The sequence below is a fragment of the Ferruginibacter profundus genome (assembly GCF_054783275.1).
Genome location: NZ_BAAGQW010000002.1, coordinates 794,029 through 810,389 on the forward strand (window position 1 = coordinate 794,029; position 16,361 = coordinate 810,389).

Sequence of the window (16,361 nt, forward strand, 5' to 3'; positions counted from 1 at the left end):
TTTCAGCGTACTATAAAATTGAATATTTTGTGCGTATTAAAAATGTATTATACTACTATTATCCTGTACAATTTTACTGTTTTGGGCCTCCGTTCTTCCTGGTGAATTGCGTGAGCAATATCCCTGCTAAAAATATCGTCAGCGTGCCCACTACAATGATCATATTGCTATGCAAGCTATTCCTCACAAAACGGTATTGCTCACTGATATTTTCACTGAATGTCATCCATATAATTACCAGTACACCAATAATGGTGGCGGTGATAGCTACCGCATTTTTTGTCTGCCTGCTGATCAACCCCAATAAGAATAATCCCAGCATGCCACCTGCAAAAATACCGGAGAGTTTCCACCAGGTATCCAATAAACTTTTTGCACCAATCATTGCCAGGCCGGCGCTTAATCCAATCAAACCAAAAATAACCGTGGCAATATGCAGAGAAAATAATTGTTGCTTATCATTGATACCTGGCTTAAAATATCTTTTATAAATATCCATGGTAAATACCGTGGCACTTGCATTCATATTACTACTGATGGTACTCATGGCTGCAGATAAAATGGCGGCGACAATCAAACCTAATAACCCGGTTGGCACTTTGGTCACCATAAAATAAGGCAAAACTTTATCGGCATAGTCAGCAGGTTTAAATGTGGCGGCCAGGTTTTGTATTTGTTCCGGTGTTGCCAGTGTGCCTAATTTTTCTGTGGCTAATTTTATTTTTACCGGATCAATCAGGTCGGGTTGTAATTGATAAAAAGAATATAATGACGTACCGATGATAACAAATAACAATGATACCGGCACATACATCCATACACAAAGCCACACCGATTTAGCCGCCTGCTTTTCAGACGCTGCTGTATGATACCGCTGGATATAATTCTGGTCCATCCCAAAATTATTGAGATTGATAAAAAATCCATACAATAACACTACCCAAAAAGTAGGTTGGGTAAAATTAAAATCAGCACTTCCCAAACTGAATTTATTATCCGCTTTGGCAATCTCAATGACTTTGGTAAATCCACCGGGAATTTGTTTAACCACCAGGTACAAAATAAGCAACGCCCCTAAAGTTTTTATTACTCCTTGTATCACTTCTGTCCAGATGACTGCTGCCATACCACCAAGTACCGTGTAAATGATAATGCATAAACCCATCACCACCATGATGCTTTGCATCGAGAAACCGGTGAGTGCCTGTAAGCTCAATGCCATACCAAAAAAGATCGTCCCCATCCTTGCAAATTGTGTCAGCAAAAAACAGATCACTGCATAGGTTCTGGCCCAGGGACCAAAACGTTTTTCCAAATTGGTGTACGCTGATATTTCTCCTGTTTTTCTATAGAAGGGTACAAAATATTTAGTTGCCACCCATGCCGCCAATGGCATGGAAATGCTGAATACAAAAACATTCCAGTTGCTGCCGAATGCCTTGCCGGGATTACCTAAGAATGTATTGCTGCTTAAGAAGGTGGCGTAAATAGATAGCCCGATTGCCCATCCGGGAATTTTTCCAGACGCCTTGGTGAATTGCTCGGTATTTTTATTCTTCTTAGAAAAATAAAAACCGATGGCTACCATTGCCAGCAAGTAGACAACAATGATGGCGATATCAATTACGGGCAAGTTGTTCATCGTTAATTTTTTAAACCACAAAAACACTAACATCACCAAGCCTCACTAAGAAAAGCTTTTGTACCCTTCGTGACTCAGCGTCTTTGTGATTCAGGCTAATCCACTGAAGGCTTTGTTACCACCGGGGTAAAGCCCGGCCATTTTTCATTTTTGATCCGTTTCAATTTTAATTTTGATGGGTCAATTTTTACATATTTTATTTTCTGCCTGCGCCAGGTGTACACAATATGCACCATACCATCTTTACTTTGTATCACTGACGGGTACGAGTACTGGCTTATAGGAGAATCTTCCAGCATTACTGCGGCATACCATTTTTTCCCATCTTTTGAAACGGCTACATTCAATGGTGTCCTGGCGCCTTTTCCTCTCGGTAAACTATCGTGTGGTTTTACATGATTGTACACCAGTAATTGCCGGCCATCCTGTAATGTTACCGCATCTGTTCCCGAATTATTATTCGGCAATGCCGATGCTGTCATCGTGCTCCATGTTCTTCCTTCATCACTGCTCCAGCTTTGATTGATGGTTCTGTTCATACTACGGCACAATACCTGGTAACGGCCATCTTTATATTTTAAAATACTGGGTTGAATAGCAGAGACGATTTTGCCGTCATTAATATCTTCGGATTTTGTCCATGTTTTACCATAATCATTGGTATATTCAAAATGTACTTTCCAGCCATTTTTTTCTGTACTTGATGGACAAACCAATGTATTACCAATTAATACCGGCTTGTTTTTTATCGGCCCTAAAAATCCATCAGGCAACGCTTCTCTTTTTTGCCATGTTTTGCCATTATCGTTACTACGCATCATCCAGCCGGTCCATCCTGCCACATTAGGCCCGATCTTGTAAAACAATAATAACTCGCCGTTATTTGCATAGTATAATACAGGATTATAACAGGCATATCTTAAAGTATCATTAATAATTCCTTCAGCAACTTTTTCAGGAGCCGTCCATTTATCATTTACCATTTTGCTCGTCCAGATGCACACATCTTTATTACCTTCCCTGGTACCACCAAACCATGCTGCAATTAAGCCATCGGGTGTTTCTGCAATAGTGCTGGCATGGCTTTGCGGAAAGGATGCGGTATCAAAAATAAATTCATCTACCAGTATACCTTTCCTCCATTTATTTTGAGCAGTTATAGTAACCGCAGAAAAAATAAAAAACAATACACACAAAAATTTCATTTTCATAAATTATTTTATTGCTGTTTTTTAGCAGCTTCCTTTTCTGCTTTTGTTTTATCTACATACGTTTTAAATAATTGCCGCCAGTTACGGCCGTTATTATTTAAATATTGCTCACATTTGGTTTTATAAATTTCAAATATGGCAGATATTTCTTTCATGCTTTTGTAATCTATCGCCTGTTCTCTTGCCTGCTTTAAATTCTTCAGTATCTCAGTTTCTTCTTTTGCAGTAAGATCTGGAACAATTGCCTTGTAGCCCTGTAAAGTAAACGCCACTTTACCAATGGTGTATTTGTCAAGAATAGTCTCTACCTCCACAGAGTCCAATTCAGTTTTTAATACGGCCATTAAATTGTCATGAACAGATTTTGGCCTGGCAGAACAGATAATCACCTGGCGGTCCAGCTCAGATAATTTATTACCGTTGGCAGGGTTAATACCTTCGGGCACCAATGTAAAAGGATTATTATTATGCCAGTCTTTTACAGCCGTAAGATGTGCAAGAATAGCATCCTGTATTTTTTTTGCTTTTACATTATCATTCAGTTGTAAAGCTGCAGTCCAGCTTGTGGCTTTGTTTTCCAGTGCTGTATCCACCTGTGCTTTAACCGGCGTTACAAAGAAAATAATCAGTGCAAGAATAATAATTCCGCTTATCGTATTCGTTCTCATTTCATTTGTGATTTAAATTGATACCCGCCGCTGGCAACCTGTACAACCACTTTACCGTTTTCGAATTTTGCATTCCTTACGCCTTCTGCCTGTAATAAATTATTGCCAGATACCGTTACCTCATTCAATGATGTTGCAGGAATGTATACCGTGGCAGATGTATTGGCAGGGATTGAAATATTCCATTCAAATGTTGCCGCATTTTTCTTCCAGCTGCTTTTTATTAACCCGTATGAACTTTTGTAGGATGCATTCACAAATTGCAACTCATCCGGCAATGATGGTTTCATGATTATTTTTTTGAAACCTACTTCTGTTTTATCGGTTCGTATTCCGGCCAGGTTTTCGTAATACCATATCAACAGATCCCCAAGCATCATTACATGGTTCTGGCTGTTCATATTCGGATCGGCAGTGTTGCCATTCCATAATTCCCAAATGGTAGTAGCTCCATTAGCAATCATATAACCATAACCAGGGTAAGTGGTATTAGATGCCAATTTGAAAGCAAGGTTGATATTATCATGATCCGTTAAGCCACGCATTAAATATTGTGTGCCAATTAAACCGGTGCTGATGTGGTCATTACTTTCCACATGAATTTTCTGATAAATGTTTTCAAATACTTTTTCTTTTACTGAATCAGGACAAATACCAAAATACAATGGCAACAGGTTTGCAGTGATGGTATTATTGGAATAAGCATATTGTTGCGGATTGTAGAATGTTTTTTGAAAAGCGATCCTGATATTTTCTGCCCAGGCCGCATATTCTTTTGCATCGGCATCGTTGCCGGTCATTTTTGCAAAGCGCTGCATGTAAGACAGCAATTTGTAATAATAGGCTGTTGCAATTAGTTTTCCATCCGTTAACCTGGAAGAGTCTTTTGCATGGATCAGCTGTAGACTTTCCGGCGGCACACACCAATCACCATATTTATCTTTTGTCATGATATCATTCACCAGATATTTATCCTTCATGTACCGTATCCATTTTCTCATGGATGGGTAATTTTTTTGAATAGGTTTTATATCAGCAAACTGATTGTATAAATTATTACTGATGGTGATAAATGCCGCAGGCCATGTAACATCATCGGAATAATAATTCCAGAATGCAGGAGCCACATCAGGTATTGCTCCTTCAGCTGTTTGCGATTGTTCGATATCATCCATCCATTTGGCATAGAGTTTTGCATTATCAAATAAATAACTTTCACCCTGTGCACCAATTACCCTATCACCCAGCCATGGCTGTCGTTCGTTTCGTTGCGGACAATCAACAGGCATGCCTTTATAATTAGAAGCAATACCCCACCAGGCGTTTTTATAAATAGCGTTGATAGTTGCATTGGATGTTTCAAATGAGCCTGTTGTTTCCAGGTCATCATATACTAATTGCCCCTCAAAATTGTGCAGCGTTGGTGTTCCCGGGAAACCGGTGACCTCTACATAACGAAAGCCATGATAAACAAAGCTCGGACACCATGATTCCGGCAAACCAGGCGTAACATAAAGTTTTCCAACGTAAGGCCCTTTCAGGGTATAGATATCTGTTACCTTTGCATCCCGGAGATTAGCTGTAAACAATTCACCATTAGCCTGCAAACTTTCGGCGAAACGTAGTTTTATTTGCTGACCCCTGTTTCCTTTAACGTCCTGCAATTTTATCCAACCGGCAAAATTCTGCCCCATGTCCAGGATGTATTTACCATTACCAATATTTTTTATTGACACCGGTTCAATGCGTTGTTTTACTTTCATAGGTTCAGAAAACCCGGCAATGACCTTCCCTGCCGGCGCTGCCACCAATTTGGGCCTGAGCCATTTACTATCATTAAACCCCGCTGCATTCCACCATCCGGCAAATTCTTTTGTTGCATCATATTCTTCGCCATCGTATTCATTGTTGGTTCTTATAGGGCCATCCACATTTAGTTTCCAGCTTTGGTCACTTACAATTATTTTTTTTGTACCGTCTGTATATTCAATTTCTAATTGCAATAATAATTTGGGGTAGCCGAATGTGTTTATCTTATAGGTTTTATAATTCTGCCGCATGGTAAAAAAGCGGCCGTTGCCTAAAACAGTAGCCACTGCATTATTGCCTTTTTCAATTGCATCAGTTACATCGTATGTATTATAGAAAAGAGATTTCCTGTAATCTGTTGGATTAGGTGCCAATACCTGGTCGCCGATTTTTTTGCCATTGATGTATAATTCATACATGCCTAACCCGGCAATATAAACAGTTGCTCTTTTTACAACAGAAGTACTCCGGAATTCCTTTCTTAAATAGCGTGCAGATAACCTGGACCATGTTGTGATGCTATCCCATGCCGATGCTTTATCGTAACCGATCCATTTTGCTTTCCAATCGGTTTCCTTTAATAATCCGGTAGAGAAGAATGCTGTTGCTGCAGCTAGCGCTTCGCCTTTATTAGTGATTACTTTTACCTTCCAGAAATATTTGGTTGCTGATTGCAATGGTTTTCCTGCGTAGCTGATCAGTAACGACTTGTTATCATTTACTGTTCCAGAATTCCATATATCAGCTTCATTGGCATTTAATTTTTGTTCACTGCTGCTGACGATTATCTGAAAAGATGATTGTTCTATATTTCTCTGGCTACTTTCTAATTGCCAGCTAAACCTTGGCTGTAGTGCATCAATTCCTAAAGGATTAACCAGCATTTCGCAACGCAGATTTTTGACAGTTACCTGTGCATGCAATTGCAGCACTGTAATAACAGCCAGTAAGAAAGTATAGATGATCCGTTGTATCATTTTATCCTAATAGTTTTTTAAGCGCCCAGATGTCGGGTAATAATTCAATACGTTAAATTAAAAATCATGCAATTCGTCCGTTAGTAACGGACGAATTGCATTGGCTATTTATTAAAATCAAAATACAATACCATCTTCAAAGCCCTGGAAGGATCTTTTTCGTAGTCATAAAAAATATTCTTTTCTCCCATGGGGCCCGTAGTTTCGTTACGTTGTGTTTTGGTACCGATGCTGCTGATGCCCTGCATAAAAGAAATATCACCCGACGGAAATAATGGTTCGTAATTATGCCATTGATCTGTTTTCCATGCAGGGGTAAACAAACGTAAAAACATATTTTCATTTTCTGCTACCACGGTAAATTGATTACTCCTGCTAAAGAAATAACCTCCATAAAAATTGGCATAATATCCTCTGAACTCAGGATAGTTCCATGGCGCTTCCCCTGTTTCAGTATTGTTATAGATTTTATTCCAAACACCAAATTGCCCGCCTTTCATCCTGTTTTTCCAGACACGGTAAGGGCCATTTCCCATATAAGTAACAGACCTCATTTCGCTTTCAGGAAAAGAAAAATTAATGCCTGCAAAATTGGTAAAGTATGATGCCGGGAAATAATGCACTTCCAGTTGTATCCAACCCGACGGGTAGATGGTCCATCTTAGTGTATTGTAACTTTGTTTTTTATCAAAAGTGGATTCAATGATATAGTTATTCCCTTCCCAATAGTTTTTTATCCCTTTAAAATTATTTTCTCCTTCCTGCACAACCGGGCCATTTTTAAAAGGTAATTCTCCCTGTTTATTTTTTACAGATAGCAGCATGCCGTTTACTTCATTAAAAACAAGTTGTACATCTTTTACGTTTACATAAATCCCTGTTGTATCTACCTGAAGAATACGTATTTTTTCATTGTCATCTTTTACTATCATTCTTGCTCCCGTCTTTACAGGACTGCTGATCAAAAAACTCCAGGTAAATAATTCCTTTTGATATTGATCTTTTACCGTTACATATAATACATCATAATTTTTCCAATCAGCCGGCATTGCAATTTGCAACACGCCTTTCGCTGAAGGTTGTATATCCGGCGCAAGTGCTATCCCATTTTTTTCTTTCGAATCTTTAATATCAAAACGTTTTAGTTGCCAGCTAAAACTGCAGGTCTTGGTATTGGTAAAATGATACCTGTTCTCAATATTGAATGTACCATCAAAAGCATCCGTAATTTCTTTTCTTTCAAAATACACCGGGCTCCATATTTCCTTGATGGCATAGTAACTACCTTCCTTTTGATGATGCGGCCCCACAATACCATCTGCTGCCCGGAATTTATCGGTATCTAAAGAATCGTTCTTGTCGTGCCTTACAACAGCCTGGTCGGCAAAGTCCCAGAGAAAGCCACCGGCACTTAAAGGATTGTGCCACATTTTTTCCCAATAATCCTCCAGGCCTGCACCATGGCCTCCATCAAATTGACCATGCAAAAATTCTGTTGGCATTACAATCTCTTTACCATTCTCATAATTACCAATACCATAATTATACTCCCTGTAATGTTGTGTTTCTATGCCGTTAAATAATTGCCATGGATGCACCACCGGCCGTTTTTGAATATCAAACTCCGGAAAATATTTATCGAGTTCCGGATTATGCCCGCCTTCATTACCATTGGCCCACATAATGATGGAAGGATGATTCACATCATGCCCGATCATTTCTTTTAACAACTTTGTTCCGGTTTCTGTATCATAATTACCATGCCAGCCTGCCAGTTCATCCATCACAAATAAACCCAGTGAATCGCAGGCATCTAAAAAATGTTCATCGGGTGGATAGTGACTGCAACGCACTGCATTCATGTTCATATCTTTTATCATCACCGCATCTTCAATACTATTTTCTTTACTTAGTGTTCTGCCTGTCTCAGGGCGGAAAGGGCTGCGATTAATGCCTTTCATTTTTACTTTAACCCCGTTTACATAAATGCCGTCACGTTGCTTTAGTTCAACAGTTCTGAAACCGAATTTCTTTTCAATACGGTGAATTATTTTTCCATTTTTATAAATTGTAAAAACTGCCTTATAAAGAACAGGTGATTCTGGAGACCATGATTTAGCCGAAGGGAATTTATCTTTAACTAAAAATAAAGGCATTGTATCATTATCAAAAGTTATTTTCTTACACTTACCGAAAACAGTTCCATCAGCATTGTAAACAGTCACATCAATCGTGTGTCCGCTCAAATCTGACGTAAAAAAACCGGCTGTAAAACTACCATCTGCTTTTGCATCTATTGCTATATTTTTGATATGCACCTGTGGCAATACTTCTAAATACACCGGCCGAAAAATTCCACCAAAAATCCAGAAATCAGCCTTTCGCTCTGCTTCATTCACGGATAGATTGGAAGAATGTTTTGATACTGTTACTTCCAATAAATTTTTTGCCCCGTAATTAAGCAATGCCGTGATATCGTATTTAAAAGAGTAAAATGCGCCCTGGTGAATAGCGCCGGCAGATCTGCCATTTATTTTAACTTCCGCATCTGTCATTACACCATCAAAAACCAGGTTCACTTTTTTATTTTTCCATGCTGGTAAAACATCAAATTGATATTTATATAAGCCTTGCTCCTTTCCTCTCACACTATCTTTTGCAAACCCGTAATCATATTTTCCAAAGCCCTGTAATTCCCAGCAGGATGGCACTGCAATGGTTGTCCATTTATTCGCATTCATGCCACCGGTACAAAAGAATTGCCATTGCTTTGCATCACCGGGGCCGGTACCGGATAAATATACTTTTTCTGTTTGCTGGCATATTGCTGCAAATGGTAATAGCAGACCAAACAAAAAAAATATTTTATTCCAACGATAAGGCATTGCTATTTAAATTTTGCAGTTAATGGATTATCCGTTCTGAAAGGTAAAGCAGGTAGCCCGTCTTTGTTGTATAAATTTGAATGACCGGCTTCATTCCATCCAAACCTTACGGCAACAGGATGTGGTATTTTTTCAGCCGAAACCTCTACTTTATTATTCTTAATAACCGCTTTTGCAGGAATGAATTTTCCATCTGCACCGGCGATAGTAAAATTATTCAGTGGTTGTCCGTCATTACTGGCCAGACCAGTGCCGGAATATTTAAAACTGAGTATTATTTTATTGCCATCCGGTATCATTTTATCATACACCGGCCCCATTGCAACAATTGCTTTTTTACCATACACATTTGCCAAAGCACAAAGTGCCAGGCGTTTTCCAATTACCCATTTAAAATGCGGATGTAAATTATCAAGATCAGAATTTAAATCCGTTGTGGCAATCATTCCGGTATGCGGAATTTTTAAAGCCAGTGCCTGTGCTTCCCAAAACTCAGGTTCACTCTCTTCAGTATAAGTTACTTTTCCTTTCTGTCTGGAATAAGCATAAGGCGCAATTTGTACATAATAAAACGGCAAAAAATCATTGTTCCATATTTTTCTCCATTGCTTTATTAATGCCTGCATTTTGCAGGTGTACTGCAAGCGCTCGCCTAAAAAACAATTCGATTCTCCCTGGTACCATAAAAACCCTTTTAACGCAAATGGTGCCAATGGCGCAATCATGGTTTGATAAAACTTACCGGGCTCTCCATCTATTTTATGTGTGGAATCAGTTTGCTCCTGGAAGAAAGGCAAGGCTGTAAAAGCTTCTTCCGGCATCCAGGGTTCTATCCTGCTGCCGGGGATGGAAGAGGCAATGATACCAACGGGCACATGCAATTCTTCAAACATTTTTTTTGCAAAGAAATATCCCACCGCAGAAAAAGAACGTAAAGCAGAATCTTCTGCAATATCCCAACCCGAGTGTGTAGAATCAGGTTTCATTTTTTTTCTATCGACTAAAAAAATGCGGATGCTTTTATTATGAGCAGTCTCCAATTCGTTCACCGGCCAGTCTTTACTGCTATCCGGCATTATTACCTTGCTGTTCTTCCGCATGGTATATTCCATGTTGGATTGACCGGAACACAACCACACTTCTCCTACCAGAATATTTTCAAGAACTATAGTTGATAGCTCCGTTTTGATATATAATTTTTGCGGCGTTGCTGAAGGCGGCATTGCATCCAGCATTATTTTCCAGTTACCATTATTACCTGTAACTACTTTTTTTTGTTGCTTACCGAATATCACGACCACTTCATCGCCTGCTCTGGCATATCCCCAGATCGGCACTGCTTGCTTACTTTGCAATACCATATCGTTGCCAATAATTTTTGGCAATGATAATTGTGCTGATACAGGGAAAGATGCCAGTAATAACAGCTGTAAAAAAAATATTTTTCCTATCCTGCTCATATTTACATTTTACCCGTAACCCTTTTTAATGTAGTTGCTGATGCAATCTTTTTGCCATCAGACCACACACTCAATCCCTTTCCTTTTTTATATTTCGTTCCGGTCTTATCCCAGATGATGGTAATTATTTTTTCATGGTACAATACATTATCCAGGCAAAACCAGTTCCACTTGTTAGCAGGCAATAAAGGATTTACCTCGATCACGTTATCCGGCCTTGGCCGTAAACCCACCAGGCCTGTAATAATTAAATCATTAAATGTAGAGTGGTTATAATAGCGGCTGCGCTCTTCACCCTTTAACCATACGCCTGTTTTTTCATCCAGGTATTCACCGATGTACGGTTTACCGTTTACATATTGGGATTTTACCAGCGTTTCCAGCTGATCAAAATAATTTTTATTTGACACGTAATTTTGTTGGTAATTATTCAGCAGGTTTGCCATCGCTGTTAACGTTTGCGAAGTTGCGAAAGGCCATACGGCTCCATCCCATTCGCATTTACAACAACCATGGGTGCGAAATAAAGGATGACTTCTGTCTGCAGTGGTGATACCATAAGGCGCACAAAATGTTTTGCTATCGGTAACACTTTTCCACGCTATATTCTGGCTGCTATCCGGCATATTAAAATACCAGGGGATGAACCCTATTTCTTCTTTTACATTAGCTAAAGTATCGCCCTGTTCTTTTCTTACTTCAAAAAATTGTTGCTCCTGATGCCATAATTTATTTTTAGTGAGGTATTGAATGGAATCAACTTTAGCGATATATTTTTCTGCCAGTGTAATATCTCCTGCTTCCGACGCTATTAAAGCCAGTGCCTTTGCATTGCCGTACATATAACTATTGATACTTGGCCTTGCATTTTTTTCTTTCCTGCCGCCACTGATCGTTTCTTCCATTGCATCTCTTACATCATATTGCCAGAATAAGCCATTGGATAATTTTTTATCCTGCTCCCAGGCTGCATAGTCTGCTTCCAGTTCGGGCAACAGATCAAGAATAAATTTTTTATCGCCATTCACCAGGTAACGATTGTAAATAGCATCTTCATTCCAGCCACTGTAAAAACGTAATTTCTTCATTGCTTTACCTTCATTACCCCTGAACCAGATCAGCAGGTTATCATCCATGTATTTTTTATCATGCAGCCACCTGCTTTCATACATATGATGACCGAGTGCACTGGAGATCAAATTGTATTTGTCCGCATAAGTCCTGGGTACTAAAAACTCGGTGAATACAAAACCTTTTTCTGTTAGTTTAATATGCTTGCGTAAAGTCCACCAGCGATAATAAAATAATTCTTCAAAATTTTTCTGCGGACAACTAAACAAGGGAATATTTTCCTGCATCCAACTCCATGCGCTGTCGTTTGGAATAGCCTGTTTTATATTCTCATCTTCCATCGTGTTGAAGTGATCAACATAAAATTTATAAGTAGCATATTTAAGTACCAAAGGCTTGTATTGATTGGTTTGCGCCGGCAATTTAAGCGCCAAACCAATCATCAGTAATATGATAGAATATTTTTTCACTGTTTTGATTTTATAGTTTGCTGCCAGCCGGTGTATCCGTCGTTTACCTTACCAGTGTTTATCAAGGGCTGGTAATATTTTTTTTCTTTATTGAGTTGTTGCAATTCTTCAATACCTGCATATACACCTGCCTGCAAACCTGCAAGGTACGCTGCACCCAATGCAGACACATCAGGATTTCCGAGGGTAACTACATTTTTTTGTAGCAGGTCGGCCAGAAACTGCATCACAAATTCATTGGCAGTAATGCCGCCATTAGCCATTAAAGTTTGCAACGGTATTCCTGCATCTTTTTCCATGGCCACAATTACGTCTTTAATTTGATATGGAATAGATTCCAAAGCGGCTCTTACCAAATGATTTTTTGTAGTACCAAAACTTATTCCTGTTAAAGAAGCTTTACGATCCATATCCCAATGCGGTGAACCTAACCCGCTGAAAGCCGGAACTAAATATACTCCACCATTATCCGTAACAGCGCCGGCCATTGCTGCGGTATCCTTACTGTCGTTGAATAGATTCAATTCATTTTTCAGCCATTCAATTGTTGCACCACAACTAACAATTACTCCTTCCAATGCATAGTCAATTCTTCCTGCCATGCTCCAGCAAACTGTAGTCACCATGCCGTTTTGAGATTGTACCGGTGTATCACCGATATTCATTAAAATGCTGCAACCGGTACCCAGTGTGGCTTTGGCCGAGCCTTTTTCAAAACAACCTTCGCCAAATGCAGCGGCATGCGAATCGCCGATCAGGGCAGTTATGGAAATTGGTTCCGGTAGTAATCCATTCAATGTAGTTGTACCAAATGCTGCGGAAGACGATTTTATTTGCGGAAGATTAATTCCTGTTAACCCGAATGCCTGAATTAATGCATCATCCCATTGTAAAGTATGCAGGTTGAATAATAATGTTCTAGAAGCATTGGTATAATCTGTGGCGTATTCTTTTCCGTTGGTAAGTTTGTATAATAACCAGGTATCGATGGTGCCGAAAAAAGCATTGCTATTTTGCACCGCTTCTTTTATGGTTTTATTATTTTGTTCCAACCAGATCAATTTGGTAGCAGAAAAATAGGGATCAATAATCAGCCCTGTTTTTTGATTGATCGTTTCAGAAAGGTTTTGTTGTTTCAGTTGGTCACAAATTTGTACTGAACGTTTACATTGCCAAACGATCGCATTGTGCAGCGGCGTTCCGTTTTTATCCCACATAACAAATGTTTCTCTTTGGTTAGAGATACCAATTGTTACGACCTTATTTTTATCATAGCCTTTTTGCTCCAGGTCATGTAAACATTTTTTTACCGCGGCCAACACGTTTTGATATATTGTTTCTGCATCCTGTTCTACAAAGCCATTATCAAAATAATTGGTATGCAAGCTTTCTGCGCCTTTGGCAATAGCAATACCTGCTTCATCAAATATTAATGCTTTGGTAGAGCTGGTGCCCTGGTCGATTGCTAATATGTATTTTTTATCTGGCATTTTTTTATTCTTATTCTCTGCTTCGGCAAGAACCCCGCCAATCCTCTCATGAAGGAAAGGGAAATGGAGAAGATTAAAGCAAAGATTTGCAAAACACAATTAAAGCTCAATAATGCTATGCTGCACAAGAGTATCCTGAATTCTTTCGGAATAAACACTGCTAATGAAGCTGAATATTACTTTGTAGCACGGCTCAAAAAACACTACTCATTCTTTGTATTCATTTTATCGATAATTACCGCTAACAAAATTACTGCACCCTTTACCACCTGCTGCCAAAACACCGACACGTCCAATAAAATCAACCCATTATTGAGTACCCCAATGATGAGTGCCCCCAATACAGTGCCCCAGATGCTACCCCGTCCTCCACTTAATGATGTGCCACCAATCACCACTGCAGCAATGGCATCCAGCTCGTAACTGTTACCGGCATTAGGTTGCGCAGAATCTAAACGTGCCGTAACAATAATGCCACCCACCGCTGCCAATGCACCTGCAATGGTGTATACTGTTATTTTTACTTTGTTAATATTAATACCCGAAAGTTTAGCAGCATTTTCATTGCCGCCGATGGCATAAATATAACGGCCCAGCTTTATTTTTTTAGTAACGATAATGGCCGCAACAATAATCACTACTGCAATCCATACAGGAACAGGCAACCCCAAAAACCAGCCACCGCCAATAAAAGTAAAGGCCCTGTTGAACGAACTGATGGGATTACCACCGGTATATAACATCGTTAATCCTCTTGCTATGGTAAGCATGGCAAGTGTTGCCACAAATGGTGGCACTTTAAATTTAGTTATTACCAATCCATTAAAAAAACCAAGCAGGCTGCCAATGATTATGCCGGCAAGCATGGCGCCTAAAATAGTGAACTCTATAAATAAATGAAACTGTTCAATTCTGATACCATGTTTCAATAATCCTGCAGTGATAGCGCCGCACAATGCCAAAACCGAACCTACGGATAAATCAATTCCTGCTGTAAGAATGATCAATGTCATGCCCACTGAAATACAAATATTCACCGAGATCTGGCGCATCACATTTAATCCGTTGGCAACGGTAAAAAATTTATCCGATAACAATGCAAATACGATACATAAAGCTAAGAGTGCAATTAAGGATTGCAGCTTACCGAAGTTATTTTTATATTGCTGTAAATTCATTCGTTAATTAATTGAAATGGCTGCTTTAAGTACATTATCTTCTGTAGCATGCGTATGAGGAATGGTTGCCGTTATTTTTCCATCTGCCATTACCAGTATCCGGTCAGATACCGTTAATATTTCTGTTAGTTCCGATGACACCATAATGATACCCATTCCTTTACTCACCAGTTCCTGCATCAGTTTATACATTTCATTTTTTGCATTTACATCAATACCTCGTGTTGGTTCATCAAGCAATAAAATCTTCGGATGGCGTTCCAGCCATTTAGCCAATACAATTTTTTGCTGGTTACCTCCACTGAGGTTTTTAGTGAGCTGATTTTCGGATGGCGTTTTGATACCTAATTGCTGAATGTGTTTTTTTGCAAGAGCAGCTTCCTTTTTATTATTCAATACACCCATATTTTCCACTTCTTCCAAACAGGGCAGGCTGATATTTTTTTTCACTTCCATGCCCAGTACCAGCCCGTCTTTTTTTCTGTCTTCGGGCAATAAAACAATACCTGCCTGTATTGCATCGGCAGGTTTATTGATGGTTACTTTTTTATTGCTGATAAAAATATTACCGGAGGAAATGGCAGGATGCAGTCCGAAAATAGTTTCTAATAACTCTGTTCTGCCGGCGCCCATTAAACCAAAGATGCCAACGATCTCTCCGCTGTTCACTGTAAATGAAATATTGCAGAGTTGACCTGTTTTGTTTTTTTGTTTTTGACAAATATTTTCCAAACGTAGTAATTCTGTTGCTCCTGCATTAGCTATTTCTTTTTGCATGGGCTGAATTTCCCTGCCCACCATTTTTTTTATTAACTCGTCATGGGTAATAGCTGGCATATTACCCGATTCAATAGTTTTACCATCTCTTAAAACAATATAATCATCTGCAATTTTAAACAGCTCATTCAGTTTATGAGAGATATAAACAATGGCTTTATTTTTTTTTCTTAACTGATCAATAACGGTAAATAAAACATCCACTTCCGATTCAGTAATAGCAGAAGTAGGTTCATCCATAATGATAAGATCAGCATCCAGCAATAATGCTTTTGCAATTTCCACCATTTGCTGCTGGCCCACTTTCAGGTTGGCAATAATTGTATGGGGTTCCACATCAAGGTGCAGCGTCTGCAATAAAGCCTTCGCTTTAGTATGCATTACTTTTTTATCCAGCAAGCCAAAAGTGTTTACTATTTCCCTGCCTAAAAAAATATTTTCGGTAATGCTGAGATAAGGGATCAGGTTTAATTCCTGGTGAATGATGGCAATGCCTGCATCCTGTGCTGCAGCCGTGCCAGAAAAATGCACCGGCTTATCTTTAAAAATAATCTGCCCTTCATAATCGGTATACACGCCCGATAAAATTTTCATCAGGGTTGATTTGCCTGCACCATTTTCGCCAATGATAGCCGTAACTTTTCCTGCATCAATTGCCAGGTTGACGTTTTCCAGTGCCGTAACACCCGGAAATTTTTTAGTTATGTTTTTAGTTACCAGCAA

Annotated in this window: 10 protein-coding genes; all 10 read right to left on the reverse strand. The window is 39.2% G+C overall.

The features are described 5' to 3' along the window. Positions 1-73: 73 nt before the first annotated feature. Entirely contained in the window at positions 74-1,642 is a 1,569-nt protein-coding gene (locus ACYVM0_RS13600; protein ID WP_460557883.1) for a sodium:solute symporter family protein, read from the reverse strand. 95 nt (positions 1,643-1,737) lie between these two features. Beyond that, positions 1,738-2,853, reverse strand: coding sequence for a sialidase family protein (locus ACYVM0_RS13605; RefSeq protein ID WP_460557884.1), 1,116 nt, complete (start codon positions 2,851-2,853; stop codon positions 1,738-1,740). Positions 2,854-2,861: 8 nt separating this feature from the next. After that, a complete protein-coding gene (locus tag ACYVM0_RS13610; protein WP_460557885.1) occupies positions 2,862-3,521 on the reverse strand; it encodes a DUF3826 domain-containing protein in 660 nt (219 codons plus the stop codon). After that, positions 3,518-6,307 (reverse strand): alpha-L-rhamnosidase, encoded by a 2,790-nt coding sequence (locus tag ACYVM0_RS13615; protein ID WP_460557886.1) that lies wholly within the window; start codon positions 6,305-6,307, stop codon positions 3,518-3,520. The genes ACYVM0_RS13610 and ACYVM0_RS13615 overlap by 4 nt, the downstream gene beginning before the upstream one ends. Before the next feature lie 104 nt (positions 6,308-6,411). Further along, on the reverse strand, positions 6,412-9,162 hold the full coding sequence (locus ACYVM0_RS13620) for a glycoside hydrolase family 2 protein (RefSeq protein ID WP_460557887.1): 2,751 nt from the start codon (positions 9,160-9,162) through the stop codon (positions 6,412-6,414). Positions 9,163-9,194: 32 nt separating this feature from the next. Further along, the gene (locus ACYVM0_RS13625) at positions 9,195-10,652 is read right to left on the reverse strand and encodes a sialate O-acetylesterase family protein (RefSeq protein WP_460557888.1); all 1,458 of its coding nucleotides are present in this window, start codon (positions 10,650-10,652) and stop codon (positions 9,195-9,197) included. Positions 10,653-10,654: 2 nt separating this feature from the next. Continuing rightward, positions 10,655-12,193: an MGH1-like glycoside hydrolase domain-containing protein gene (locus ACYVM0_RS13630; RefSeq protein ID WP_460557889.1), complete on the reverse strand. Its 1,539-nt coding sequence runs from the start codon at positions 12,191-12,193 to the stop codon at positions 10,655-10,657. Continuing rightward, a complete protein-coding gene (locus ACYVM0_RS13635) occupies positions 12,190-13,683 on the reverse strand; it encodes an FGGY family carbohydrate kinase (RefSeq protein WP_460557890.1) in 1,494 nt (497 codons plus the stop codon). Before ACYVM0_RS13635 ends, ACYVM0_RS13630 begins: the two co-directional genes overlap by 4 nt. Before the next feature lie 203 nt (positions 13,684-13,886). Then, positions 13,887-14,861: an ABC transporter permease gene (locus ACYVM0_RS13640; RefSeq protein WP_460557891.1), complete on the reverse strand. Its 975-nt coding sequence runs from the start codon at positions 14,859-14,861 to the stop codon at positions 13,887-13,889. A gap of 3 nt (positions 14,862-14,864) precedes the next feature. Continuing rightward, complete coding sequence (locus ACYVM0_RS13645) at positions 14,865-16,361, reverse strand: sugar ABC transporter ATP-binding protein (RefSeq protein WP_460557892.1); 1,497 nt, start codon at positions 16,359-16,361, stop codon at positions 14,865-14,867.